Annotated in this window: 8 protein-coding genes and 1 pseudogene; all 9 read left to right on the plus strand. The window is 40.2% G+C overall.

What is annotated here, in order from left to right; all coding sequences use genetic code 11:
- Position 1 precedes the first annotated feature (1 nt).
- The gene (locus tag QM917_RS04250) at positions 2 to 1,024 is read left to right on the plus strand and encodes a ribitol-5-phosphate dehydrogenase (RefSeq protein WP_414284991.1); all 1,023 of its coding nucleotides are present in this window, start codon (positions 2 to 4) and stop codon (positions 1,022 to 1,024) included.
- 12 nt (positions 1,025 to 1,036) lie between these two features.
- Complete coding sequence (locus QM917_RS04255; RefSeq protein ID WP_414284992.1) at positions 1,037 to 1,906, plus strand: phosphotransferase; 870 nt, start codon at positions 1,037 to 1,039, stop codon at positions 1,904 to 1,906.
- Positions 1,896 to 2,774: a DMT family transporter gene (locus QM917_RS04260; protein ID WP_075231737.1), complete on the plus strand. Its 879-nt coding sequence runs from the start codon at positions 1,896 to 1,898 to the stop codon at positions 2,772 to 2,774. The genes QM917_RS04255 and QM917_RS04260 overlap by 11 nt, the downstream gene beginning before the upstream one ends.
- Before the next feature lie 12 nt (positions 2,775 to 2,786).
- Positions 2,787 to 3,476 (plus strand): sugar phosphate nucleotidyltransferase, encoded by a 690-nt coding sequence (locus QM917_RS04265; protein WP_414284995.1) that lies wholly within the window; start codon positions 2,787 to 2,789, stop codon positions 3,474 to 3,476.
- A gap of 250 nt (positions 3,477 to 3,726) precedes the next feature.
- Positions 3,727 to 4,527 carry a dihydroorotate dehydrogenase electron transfer subunit gene (locus QM917_RS04270; RefSeq protein WP_075231735.1) on the plus strand — a complete coding sequence of 267 codons (801 nt, stop codon included), beginning with the start codon at positions 3,727 to 3,729 and terminating at the stop codon, positions 4,525 to 4,527.
- Positions 4,490 to 5,476: a dihydroorotate dehydrogenase gene (locus tag QM917_RS04275; RefSeq protein WP_083301286.1), complete on the plus strand. Its 987-nt coding sequence runs from the start codon at positions 4,490 to 4,492 to the stop codon at positions 5,474 to 5,476. The genes QM917_RS04270 and QM917_RS04275 overlap by 38 nt, the downstream gene beginning before the upstream one ends.
- A gap of 65 nt (positions 5,477 to 5,541) precedes the next feature.
- A complete protein-coding gene (locus QM917_RS04280) occupies positions 5,542 to 6,453 on the plus strand; it encodes a bifunctional riboflavin kinase/FAD synthetase (protein WP_281334831.1) in 912 nt (303 codons plus the stop codon).
- 195 nt (positions 6,454 to 6,648) lie between these two features.
- A pseudogene (gene tnpA, locus QM917_RS04285) lies at positions 6,649 to 7,035 on the plus strand (IS200/IS605 family transposase); the annotation flags it as partial.
- A gap of 769 nt (positions 7,036 to 7,804) precedes the next feature.
- The coding region (locus tag QM917_RS04290; RefSeq protein WP_414284997.1) for an accessory Sec-dependent serine-rich glycoprotein adhesin at positions 7,805 to 14,233 on the plus strand (6,429 nt) is incomplete at its 3' end.

Below are 14,233 nucleotides of genomic sequence, written 5' to 3' on the forward strand. Positions count from 1 at the left end.
CATGATTAATCAAATTTATCAACTGACAAAACCCAAATTTATCAATATCAAATACCAAGAAGAAGAGATTGATCAAGAGAATCATATCCTTATTCGACCAAACTTTATGGCGGTTTGTCATGCGGATCAACGTTACTATCAAGGAAAACGTGATCCAAAAATTTTATCAAAGAAACTTCCAATGGCTATGATTCATGAGTCTTGTGGAACTGTTATTTCTGATCCCACAGGTACCTACAAAGTTGGCCAGAAGGTTGTCATGATTCCCAACCAACCACCTATGCAGAGTGATGAGGAATTCTATGAAAACTATATGGCAGGAACTTATTTCTTGTCGAGTGGTTATGATGGCTTTATGCGAGAATTCGTTTCTCTGCCTAAGGATCGTGTGGTAGCTTACGAAGATATCGAAGACACAGTTGCCGCCATTACTGAGTTTGTCAGTGTTGGCATGCATGCTATGAATCGTTTTATGACGGTATCTCACAGCAGACGTCAGCGTATTGCAGTTATTGGAGATGGTAGTCTAGCTTTTGTCATGGCTAATATTATCAACTATACCTTGCCTGAAGCTGAGATTATTGTTATTGGTCGTCATTGGGAGAAATTAGAACTCTTCTCTTTTGCTAAGGAGCTTTACATTACGGATAGCATCCCAGAAGATCTTAGTTTTGATCATGGTTTCGAATGTTGTGGTGGTGATGGATGCGGACCTGCTATCAATGATCTCATCCGTTACATCAAACCACAAGGTACTATTCTGATGATGGGAGTTAGTGAGTACAAGGTCAACATCAATACTCGAGATTCCTTGGAAAAAGGTTTGTTACTAGTAGGTTCTTCGCGTTCAGGACGTGTTGACTTCGAAAAAGCTATCCAAATGATGGAGATTAAGAGATTTGCCAATCGTTTGAAAAATATTATTTATTTAGAAGAACCAGTAAGAGAGATCAAAGATATTCACCGAGTTTTTGCAACTGACCTAAATACTGCCTTTAAGACAGTCTTTAAGTGGGAAGTCTAATGGAGGATGAGCGTGGAAAAGATTATTAAGGAAAAACTGACATCTTTACTATCAACTAATGAGGATATTATAAGTGTTGAACAACTAGGAGGAATGACTAATCAAAACTATTTGGTTAAGACAACCTCAAATCAGTATATCGTTAAGTTTTTCGGAAAAGGCACAGATAAATTGATTAACCGTCAAAATGAGAAATTTAATCTGGACTTGTTAAAAGATTTAAAACTTGATGTAGAAAATTATCTTTTCGATATTGAAGCAGGTATCAAGGTTAATCAGTACATTAAATCTGCGAATACTCTTAATTCCACTACTATCAAGACTAAGTTTGAAAAGATTGCGTCTATTTTACAAACGGTTCATGCTTCGGGTAAGGAATTAAAAGGAGAGTTTGCTCCTTTTGAGGAAATCAAAAAATATGAAACCTTGATTCAAGGGGAGATTTCCTATCCAAACTATGAAACTGTCAGAAAGTCTGTGTTTTCTCTGAAAGAAGAGCTTGAACAAATCGGTATTGATAAGAAATCATGTCACATTGATTTAGTACCAGAAAATTTCATAGAAGGACCAGATGGTCACCTTTATCTGATTGATTGGGAATATTCTTCTATGAATGATCCTATGTGGGATTTGGCAGCCCTCTTCCTAGAATCAGAGTTTACTAGTGCAGAGGAAGAAGATTTTCTCAGTTATTATGAGAGTGACAAGACTTCAGTTTCTAGAGAAAAAATTCGTATCTACAAAATCTTGCAGGACATCATTTGGAGTCTTTGGACTATTTACAAAGAAGAAAATGGTGCAGATTTCGGAGATTATGGAATCTCTCGTTACAATAGAGCTGTGAAAGAGTTGGATTCTATGGGAGGTTCTGATGAAGACTAAAAACGGAGTTTCTTTTGGTCTACTTTCAGGTGTCTTCTGGGGATTAGGCTTAACCATTAGTGCCTATATCTTCTCTATATTTACTGACCTATCACCTTTTGTAGTAGCAGCAGCACACGATTTTCTGAGTATTTTTATCTTGCTAGGATATCTTTTATTTAAAGAAGGTAAAGTACGTATTTCAATCTTCTTGAACATTCGAAATGTCAGTGTCATTATTGGAGCACTTTTAGCTGGGCCGATTGGGATGCAAGCCAATCTCTATGCGGTCAAATATATCGGTAGTTCATTAGCATCCTCAGTTTCAGCTATTTATCCTGCAGTATCTGTCATTCTCGCTTTCTTTTTCTTAAAGCATAAGATTTCTAAGAATACAGTATTTGGTATTTTGTTAATCATAGCAGGCATTATTGCTCAGACCTACAAGGTTGAACAAGTGAATTCCTTCTATATCGGAATACTCTGTGCCTTGATTTGTGCGCTTGCTTGGGGAAGTGAAAGTGTTCTGAGCTCATTCGCTATGGAAAGTGAACTCAGTGAACTCGAAGCACTCTTGATACGACAAGTCACATCTTTCTTGTCCTACCTTGTCATTGTTCTCTTCTCGCATCATTCATTTGCGGAAGTAGCAAATGGTCAATTGTTGGGTCTTTTGATTATCTTTGCAGCATCAAATATGATTTCTTATCTAGCCTATTATATGGCTATTAATCGATTGCAGCCGGCAAAAGCTACTGGTCTAAATGTGAGTTATGTAGTATGGACTGTTTTGTTTGCAGCTATTTTCTTGGGCTCGCCCCTTAATTTACTGACCATTATTACTTCCCTTATCGTAATGGCTGGTGTTTATATTATTATTAAAGAATAAAGGAGAAAACGCGTGAAAGCGATTATTTTAGCAGCCGGATTGGGAACTCGTTTGAGACCCATGACAGAAAATACACCCAAAGCTTTGGTTCAAGTTAACCAAAAACCTTTGGTTGAATATCAAATTGAATTTTTAAAAGAGCGTGGAATCGATGATATTATCATCGTTGTAGGTTATTTGAAAGAACAGTTCGACTATCTTAAAGAAAAGTACGGTGTTCGTTTGATCTTCAACGATAAGTATGCTGATTACAACAACTTTTACTCTCTTTACTTGGTAAAAGAAGAGTTGGCTAACAGCTACGTTATCGATGCGGATAACTATCTTTTCAAAAATATGTTCCGCAATGACATCGAGCGTTCAACATACTTCAGCGTTTATCGTGAAGACTGTGATAATGAGTGGTTCCTAGTTTACGGAGAAGATTACAAAGTTCAAGATATCATCGTCGATAGTAAGAATGGTCGCATCCTGAGTGGAGTTTCATTCTGGGACGCTCCAACAGCTGAGAAAATTGTTGGGTTTATCGACAAAGCCTATGCAAGTGGGGAATTTGTAGATCTCTACTGGGATAACATGGTTAAAGATAATATCAAAGAACTAGATGTTTACGTAGAGGAATTGGAAGAAAACTCTATCTATGAAATTGATAGTGTCAAAGATTATCAAAAATTGGAGAAGATTCTCTCTTCACAAAAATAAGTAAACTAAAATACGTCAGACACCGTACCTATTTTTGCTTGACTTTTTAGGGTTGATACAGTATACTAGTAAAAATTTAACCTTTAAGGGAAGTCCAGAGAGGCTCACAAGGTGTCAGATAGAAAATAGATTACACAAACTTCGAATAAACACAGTTTATTTGATTCTTTTCTGTAAGTATCTTACTGAAACCTTGCGATTGCAAGGTTTTTCTTTTTCTGAACCCCTTAAAATTTAAGGAGGAAACGGTATGAATCCAAATTGTAAAAAACGCATGGGTGCTATTCGCTTGGAAACCATGAAAGTAGTGTCTCAAAAGGAAATCGCACCAGCAATCTTTGAACTAGTACTTCAAGGAGAAATGGTTGAAGCTATGAAAGCTGGACAATTTCTACATTTGCGTGTACCTGATGATGCCCATCTCTTGCGTCGTCCGATTTCAATCTCGTCTATAGATAAGGCTAAAAAACAATGCCATCTTATTTATCGTATCGAAGGTTCTGGTACAGCAATTTTTTCAACTTTGAAACCAGGTGATAGTTTAGATGTTATGGGACCTCAAGGAAATGGCTTTGACTTATCTGATTTAGATAAGCAGAGTCATGTTCTCCTAGTCGGTGGAGGAATTGGTGTGCCCCCTTTACTTGAAGTAGCTAAACAATTAGATGAACGTGGTGTAGATGTCACAACAGTTCTAGGATTCGCTACTAAAGATGCTGTTATTTTGGAAGATGAATTATCCATATTTAGTCAGGTCTTTGTAACGACTGATGATGGATCTTATGGTATTAAAGGAAATGTATCGGTAGTGATTAATGAATTTGACACAGAATTTGATGCAATCTACTCATGCGGTGCGCCAGGTATGATGAAATACATTAATCAAACATTTTACGACCATCCAAGAGCTTACCTATCCCTAGAATCCCGTATGGCCTGTGGCATGGGAGCTTGCTACGCTTGCGTCTTGAAAGTGCCTGATAGTGAAACAGTTAGTCAACGTGTGTGTGAAGATGGCCCTGTATTTAAAACAGGCACAGTTGTTTTATAAGGAGAGTGTCATGACTACAAATCGATTACAAGTTTCTCTACCAGGCTTAGAATTAAAGAATCCTATCATTCCTGCTTCAGGCTGTTTTGGCTTTGGTCAAGAATATGCCAAATACTATGATTTAGACCTTTTAGGCTCTATCATGATTAAGGCGACTACCCTAGAACCCAGGTTTGGAAATCCAACTCCAAGGGTTGCAGAAACACCAGCAGGTATGCTAAACGCCATTGGTTTACAAAATCCTGGTTTAGAAGTCGTTCTCTCTGAAAAATTACCTTGGCTTGAAAGAGAATACCCAAATCTCCCTATTATCGCCAATGTTGCTGGCTTTTCAAAACAAGAATACGCGGCCGTATCTCATGGAATTTCTAAGGCAACTAACGTGAAAGCCATTGAGCTCAATATCTCTTGTCCTAACGTTGATCATGGGAATCATGGACTTTTAATTGGACAAGATCCTGAGTTGGCCTATGATGTGGTGAAGGCTGCGGTAGAAGCATCAGAAGTGCCCGTTTACGTCAAATTGACTCCAAGTGTTACTGACATCGTAACCATTGCTAAGGCTGCAGAAGATGCTGGAGCTAGTGGAATCACCATGATCAATACCCTTGTAGGAATGCGTTTTGATCTCAAAACAAGAAAGCCGATTATTGCAAATGGGATAGGTGGCATGTCTGGACCTGCAGTATTTCCTGTAGCTCTAAAACTAATCCGTCAAGTAGCTCAAACAACTAAGCTTCCAATCATTGGTATAGGGGGAGTGGATTCTGCTGAAGCTGCCTTAGAAATGTATCTGGCTGGTGCATCAGCTATCGGAGTCGGAACAGCAAACTTTACCAACCCATATTCTTGTCCAGATATTATCGAAAATCTGCCAAAAGTCATGGACAAATATGGTATTGATAGTCTAGAGCAACTCCGTAAAGAAGTCAAAGAAGGTTTACTTTAAGTTTTATGTGCTGAATTCAGTCTAAATTGTTTTGAAAGCGCCATTTTTTTGGTATAATAAATACTATGATTATTACAGTACCTATTAAAACAGAAAAAGATATTGCAACACCAGGACCAAACGTCCTTGTACTTGGTTATTTTGATGGAGTTCACCTCGGCCATCAAAAATTATTTGAAATAGCTTCTAACATTGCTGCTGAAAAGCGCCAGGGAGTAGCTCTAGTAACTTTTAACGAATCACCAAAGCTAACTCTGAATCAATACTCACCTGAACACTTATTGCATATTTTGAATGCTAGTGAACGTGAACGTAGATTGAAGCGAGCTGGAGTTGAGAGCTTGTATTTGATGGATTTCACTAGTCGAGTAGCAAATATGACTGCCCAAGAATTCATTGATACCTATGTCAAGGAAGCAAAGGCAGATACGATTGTAGTTGGTTTTGACTATACTCTTGGTTCAGATAGAAAAACAGCTGAGGATTTAAAAGAACTCTTCCATGGTGAAGTGGTTGTTGTTCCACCAGTTGAGGACGAAAAGGGGAAAATTAGTTCAACGCGTATTCGCCAAGCCATTCTAGAAGGAGATGTAAAAGAGGCAGGCAAACTTCTGGGATTCCCTTTGCCAACGAGAGGTGTAGTGGTTCATGGAAATGCGCGTGGTCGAACTATTGGCTTCCCGACAGCTAATCTAGTCAACTTGGATCGGACATATATGCCAGCTGATGGTGTTTATGCCGTTGACGTTGAAATCCAAAGAAAAGTCTATCGTGGTATGGCGAGTCTAGGTAAAAATGAAACCTTTGATGGCGAAGAAGAGCGTTTTGAAGTTCATATCTTTGATTTTTCCGACGATATCTATGGGGAAACTGTCATCGTTTCCTGGTTGGACCGTATCCGTGATATGGTAAAATTTGATAGCGTTGATCAATTGGTTAAGCAACTAGAAGAAGATGAAAAGATAGCTAGAAAATAAAATCAAAAAATAGTAGAGTTTGGGATTTTCTCAAACTCTTTTTTATTATGTGACTATTAGTCCGTCTCGCTCCGTTAGGTGCGAGACAAAAAAACCACCCGCTATGCGGGTGCGCGTCGAAGGTTATACCAAAAAAACTCCAAACGCGATACAATAAAGGTGTTCAAGCCAATTGTAAAGCGAAAGGAGAAAATCATGGTACAAAAGTCTCATAGTTTATTACACACAAAGTGGCACTGTAAGTATCACATTGTGTTCACCCCTAAGTATAGACGAAAAGTCATCTATAATCAATATCGGAGTAGTTTAGGTGAAATATTTCATCGTTTGTGTAGCTATAAAGGAGTTGAAATTATCGAAGGACACTTGATGCCAGATCATGTACATATGTTAGTCAGTATTCCACCAAGGATAAGTGTTTCTAGTTTCATGGGTTATTTAAAGGGTAAAAGTGCACTCATGATGTTTGACAAACACGCCAACCTCAAGTACAAGTTTGGAAATCGACATTTCTGGGCGGAAGGTTATTATGTGAGTACAGTAGGGCCTAATGAAGCCACAATTAAGAAATATATTCAAGATTAAAGAAATTATCCAGTGGATGATTTCTTCACGAGTATGAAAATTTGAGAACGAGTAAAGCATGATATAGCACTAGATAAATTGAGTGTAAAAGAATATGAGGATCCCTTTAGGGATAGTGGTAAGTAATACTAAAGCCTCTTTAAGAGGCAAGTGACGAGTCAAGAGCAATGAGGCTTGAACAACGTGAAAGCCAGCGTCTTTAGGCGCTGGCTGGTAATTTGGGCTTATAGCCCTGGTGCAAACCACCCGTTAGACGGGTGGTTATGATTTGTATTTTTAGCTTAAGTTTGGGGAATCATCATAACTATTATAGTAGGCTAAATAAAGAATAGTTCATTTCGACTTCTAAAACATTGCTAGAAATTGATTTGACTCCCCTAATCAATTTGTCCAGATTTTATTTCATTTCACCATAGAGGAAATTTGAAATATCAACTTGTGAACATCATCGTATTTTTGGATTATAGAATGAATAAATGATATGTTCTTTTTATACCAAGTTATAGAAATTATAAAATCTATCTAAAACGAGTTTTAAGAAATATTTCCTATAATTAAGACCGCGAATAAGTTTCATGAGAAAGAGGAAAGTGTTGGTTATTATATAAATATCCTAGTTGACGTATTGGAGATCTTTTTTGAACTGTGTAAATCAGTATTTTTTAAGTAATTAACGGTTATCATTGCTAGAAATTATCATTAAAAAGTGGTAAAGTAGGAAACAGCATCAATTTTTAAAATTGATAGAAAAACGGAAGGTATTAACATGTTTTTTAAAAGAAATGAAGGTCAATTTAGAGAGACAGACCGTGTTACAAGATTTAAGTTAATCAAGTCTGGTAAGCACTGGTTACGTGCCTCTACTTCCCTTTTTGGCTTGTTTAAAGTCATTCGTGGTGGAGTCGATACTGCTCAAGTGTCAACAGAAGTTGTTGAAGAGCGTTCTTCCACACCATTGACAGGAATCGATGTTCTTAAGGGAATAGTAGCAGCTGGTTCAGTTATCGGTGGTGGGGCTGTTGTTCAAACTCAAGTCCATGCCAATGAACAAACTGCAGTTGAAAAAGTTATCGAAACAGAGGATACACTTGTCACTGCAGATAAAGTTGTTCTAGGAACAGTAGGGAAAGAAAATCAAGAAGCTCCGGCTTCAGATGTGACTTCTCAGTCTATTAGCGAGAGTGTTTCAGTCTCTGAAAGTCAATCATTATCAGAGTCCTTGTCTTCATCAGTGTCTGCAAGTACATCTGCATCAGAGTCTACCTCAACTTCAGCATCTACTTCAACTTCACTCAGTAGCTCTGAGTCACTTACAAGATCAGAAAGCCTCTCAGAAACGAGTTCTACTAGTTCTGTAGTCACAAACTCAACAAGTAAGGGTTCTACTGGTGAAACTTCTAAGGTAGAAGAAGTAGTAGCGGATAAAGATGGTGCTACAATTACCTATAAGTCAACTCCAGCTAACTTGAATACTGCTTCAGCAAGCGCAGGTGTTTCTGATAAAGTCAATGGCAACACTGCTGATATGTTAACAACAGCAGCGACAGGGTTAGTAACTGCGACTGAAACTGACAAAAAACGAGCAGAGCAAGAGAAAAAACTCAAGAGTCTTTCAGATGAGATTGGAACCTATCTCGGTCGTCTGGGAAATCGTGAGGGTGCTGAAAGTGCTCTTCTAAAAGGGAAAGCTACGATTGAAACTATTCAAAATGCTTTGACCGATCCTAACGCTGACCTTAATACTCTTATCTCTGAGGCTACTAGAACACGTAATAGTGTGGTCAACACAGTTCTTCGAGCAAGTTCTGGAGCGCGTGACTACCGTAATGGTCAAGCTTTGACTTCTTCAAATGATTTTCGTATTCCATTTAATACAAATGCTTCTTTAGGAAATGCAAGCTATGATTCTAAAGCCAAACTAATTGTTACCAATAAAAACCAAGCAAACTACTTTAAAACATCAGGGACTGCAAATCTAAGTGGTGGTACAGTAACCTTAACACAGAACACAAGTGGGCAAGCTGGTTCCTATACCTTGAAAACTAAGATTGATATGACTGAAAGCTTTACTTTGACAGGTAAGATCAATCTTGGTAATGCCTATGAAGGGTATACTAATGGTCACTATGGTGGTGATGGGATTGCTACAGTGTTTTCAACTGCTGAACCTGGTGTCATCGGAAATGCTAACGGTAATGGTTCAGGTGCCTCTCTTGGTATGGGGGGAGATAATCTTAAAGGTTCTTTTGGATTTAAACTTGATACATGGCATAATACGGGTGCACCAGAAGCTGTAAATAAAGCATCTGCCGATCCAGGGTCCGTGTCAGGTGGCGGTGCCTTTGGTGGCTTTACCTATAACTATAATGGTAACAACAGAAATGCCCAAGGAACTGTCTATCCAGTAATACGTACATTTTCAAAATTGGCTCAAAATCCAACGAATAATACTTTCAGAGACTACCAGGTTTCCTACAATGGAACGACCAAAGTGATGACTGTTACCTATAATGATGGTCAAACCTGGTCTATGAATCTGCAATCAGATACAATTGCGACTACAAGAGATATGTTTGTAGATGGCCGTCCAGTTAATACAAATTCTCTCAGACTTGAGAATACAAGGAGAAGTTTGTTGGATAACGCTGGTAACCCTGAAGAACTAGCCTTGGCCCTCTTCGCTTCGACAGGCTCTGGAACCAACTTGCAACAATTTAGACTAGAAAAATTTGAATACTCTGCGCGTGGTGCCTATGTTACAGTTCATTTCATCGATGCAGATACTGGAGAGGAAATCCCTGGTAAGGATGAGGTGTTTATCCAACAACTTCCAGGAACAACTGTAGATCTTTCACAATATTTGAACATTGATGGTTATCAGTTGAAGGCAACTAACGTTGCAACAGCCAAAGGATACGTATCGGGCAATACTGTCAGAGTTCTTGAAGGAAAACAAGGTATTACCTATGCCTTCCATAAACTCAAACAAAATGAACTTTATAATGCTACAACTAAAGTTCCAACTGTTTATACTTTGCAAGGGGAAGCTGCGACAGATCTTGCTAATGTAAATAACTTTGTCACTGTTGATCCTGTTGATAGTTCAACACCAGCTGTCACTGGACATAGCATTTCTTGGGTAACGCCAATCTCTACTAGTGCAACTGGGGCTCAATCAGCTCTAGCACGTGTTACCTATTCTGATAATTCGGCAACGGATGTAACCATCAACTATACGGTCTATCCGAAAGTTGAAACCAAAACAAACAATGGTGTGAAAGGTCAATTTTATGCCTTTAAAGCAGTTCCAGGTAGTGATAGAACTGTTGGAGGAAGCTATGCCAATAATATTGGTGGCTATTCAAACCTCTATATCAATAGTAGTGACCTTCCATCAGGTACTACATTCTCTTATGAATATCGCCTGAATAACAATCCAAGTGCCACATTGAGTAAACAAGCTGGCTCACCTGAATTTAGTAGCGTATGGCATACAACAGGAACTAATCCTGTGTCGCACCGTACAACTTACACAGTAAGAGCTACCTATCCAAATGGACGTTTTGGTACTGTATCATCTAGCAATGCAGCCCTAACAAGTGAAACTAGCTTTGACTATACTGTAGTTGATCCGGTAGCAAAACAAGAGTATGTTACTACAGTTGGTGATAAGGCTTCATTAGCGGATATTATTGCCAATCCAAGTAATGCTATTAAGAATTCTGATGCTGGAGTTGCGATACCTGCAGGTACAACATTCAGTTGGGAACAAACTCCTGACGACGCCATGGTTGCTAATCCAGGATTCTACACAAGAAAAGTAAGAGTGACCTTACCGCAAGGTTCTACTGATGCAGCAAGAAACAGCACATCTGTTCCAGTTATCTTCAAGGTCAATCCACAAGCACCACAAATCGCAGATAATCAGGTTACTAACACAGGTGGTCTTCCAAATAAAGGAATTACAGTCACCAATGTGACGCCGGGTGCACTTGTTACCCTGACATTAAACGGACATACATTCCCTAAGACAGCGGGGAATAATGACACAAGTGTAACCTTTACTGCGACAGATTTGAAGGCTGCCTATGATGGAAACAACGGTCTCCTTCCAACAGGTGACGTAACTGTTAAACAAAGTAAGGTTTTCCAAAATCCTGGTACTAGTGTAAATGAAACCTTGGAATCAGCTACAACGACTAAAACTATTACCAAGGAAACTGTAGCACCTGAAGTAACTTTTGAACTTTATATTAAGAACGACAAGACGGGCCTATGGGAAAAACAATCGATTAAGAATAATGTTCGTCCAGGAGTCAGTGGTTACGAAGTATTCGCAGGCGACAAGATTAAAGTTGTTTTAACTGCTAAAGATAATAGTGGTAAGATTAAAACTCTGAAATTAAACGATGGTACTTCAGATATCAGTCGTATTTTCCAAGATGGTTATTCTTCAGATGATGCAGCGCCAGGCATTAAGGACACCACTACTGAAGCTTCAGCAACAAATCCAAAAGTATTAGAGTACACTGCTACTTACGGAGAAAATGTCCAATATAAAGATGGAAATAAATGGACTCGTGGAACTAATGCTACAGACTTATCAGATAATACGGGTAGAGTAACGGCTGTAGTTGCACAAGGAAAATTGAATGAAAAATTCCCAGGAGCTCAACCTACTAACGCCATTGCAGTTGCCAATCCAAATGCGTTGACCGATGATGAACGCACCAAGATTCTTGATGCAGTGAAAACTGCAAATCCTCAGGTAGCCAACCGCATTAGCGATTATAGTATTGCTACCGATGGTACTGTAACGATTACCTACAAAGATGGCACAACGAACGATGTGACTATTAAGGTAATTCCACAGGCACCAGTTATCTCAGTTGCTTCTACTAATGAAACTGGTGGCTTGCCAAATCGTTCGATCGTTGTTACAAATGTAACACCAGGAGCTCTTGTAACCTTGACTTTGGCAGGTCATACGTTCGAGAAGAGAGCTAAAGATAATGAAACAAGCGTCACATTTGATCCGACAGAATTGCAGGATGCTTATGATGGCAATAACGGTCTTCTTCCGACAGGTGTTGTAACAGCTAAATCTACAGTTGCTGGTCTCGATTCAGAAGTAACGACAAGTAAGATTACTCCTGAACGTGTGAATCCAACAATTACCTATACTGTTACTGTAAATGGTCAGGAACCTAAGAAAGATAGCAATGGTCGCTATTTGTTCTATGCAGGAGATACTATCCAGATTACCTATACAGGTAAAGATAATAGTGGTAAATTAAAAACTTTGAAGGTTTCTGGTAATCGAAAAGATTTGACGGACTTCTTTGAAAACAGACCTGAATGGGGAACTGGTCCTATCACAAATATTATCAATACCTTAACAAATGATGACCAAACTACCTTCACCATTAATGCGGTTACTAACAAAGACCTTGCTTGGAGATCAGGAAATACCTGGGGACGTTGGCTCAATGCTACAGATCCAAGTGGAAACACTGTTGACGTCGGAGAAATTCGAATTCAACAAGATCAGTTGCAGAACTTGTTTAATAAACCTGCGATTGACTTGACTGAAGTCAAGGATAAAAATCATTTATCAGAATCTGATAAGGACAAAGTTCGCGAAGAAATCAGAAAAGCTCACGATAAAGTGACTCCGAACGGTCGTGATCGTATTTCTAGCATCGATGTAAGTGACAGCGGTGTTGCAACAGTTTATTATAAAGATAATGCTAAAGTAACATCTGGTAATCAACCATATGCACCAACGGTTTATAGTCAAGATGAAACTGTTTCAGACAAGAAATATCGTTCTGAGTCAGCATCAACAAGTGCATCAGTGTCAGCTTCAACCAGCGCATCAGTAAGTGCAATGACTAGCGCAAGTACGTCGGCAAGTACGTCAGCATCAACCAGTGCAAGCCAATCAGCCAGCACATCGGCCTCTGAATCAGCGTCAACCAGTGCGAGCCAATCAGCCAGCACGTCGGCTAGCCAGTCAGCATCAACCAGTGCAAGCCAATCAGCCAGCACGTCAGCGTCTGAGTCCGCATCGACAAGCGCCAGTCAATCAGCAAGCACATCGGCCTCTGAATCAGCGTCAACCAGTGCGAGCCAATCAGCCAGCACGTCTGCAAGCCAAAGTGCTTCAACAAGCGCAAGTCAATCAGCAAGCACATCGGCTTCTGAGTCAGCGTCAACCAGTGCAAGCCAATCAGCAAGTACATCGGCATCTGAATCAGCATCAACCAGTGCAAGTCAGTCAGCAAGCACATCAGCTAGTCAGTCCGCATCGACAAGTGCGAGCCAATCAGCAAGCACGTCAGCAAGCCAAAGTGCTTCAACAAGCGCCAGTCAATCAGCAAGTACAAGTGCTAGTCAGTCAGCAAGTACATCGGCTTCTGAATCAGCGTCAACAAGCGCGTCAGCATCAGCAAGCACATCGGCTTCTGAGTCGGCATCGACAAGTGCGAGCCAATCAGCAAGCACGTCAGCTAGCCAGTCAGCATCGACAAGTGCGAGCCAATCAGCAAGCACATCAGCGTCTGAGTCAGCATCGACAAGTGCGAGCCAATCAGCCAGCACGTCAGCGTCTGAGTCCGCATCGACAAGCGCCAGTCAATCAGCAAGCACATCGGCCTCTGAATCAGCGTCAACCAGTGCGAGCCAATCAGCAAGCACGTCTGCAAGCCAAAGTGCTTCAACAAGCGCAAGTCAATCAGCAAGCACATCGGCTTCTGAGTCAGCGTCAACCAGTGCAAGCCAATCAGCAAGTACATCGGCATCTGAATCAGCATCAACCAGTGCAAGTCAGTCAGCCAGCACATCAGCTAGTCAGTCCGCATCGACAAGTGCGAGCCAATCAGCAAGCACGTCAGCAAGCCAAAGTGCTTCAACAAGCGCCAGTCAATCAGCAAGTACAAGTGCTAGTCAGTCAGCAAGTACATCGGCTTCTGAATCAGCGTCAACAAGCGCGTCAGCATCAGCAAGCACATCGGCTTCTGAGTCGGCATCGACAAGTGCGAGCCAATCAGCAAGCACGTCAGCTAGCCAGTCAGCATCGACAAGTGCGAGCCAATCAGCAAGCACATCAGCGTCTGAGTCAGCATCGACAAGTGCGAGCCAATCAGCAAGCACGTCAGCTAGCCAGTCAGCGTCAACCAGTGCAAGCCAATCC

It is taken from the genome of Streptococcus infantis, assembly GCF_047460685.1.
Taxonomy (GTDB): Bacteria; Bacillota; Bacilli; order Lactobacillales; family Streptococcaceae; genus Streptococcus; species Streptococcus infantis_AD.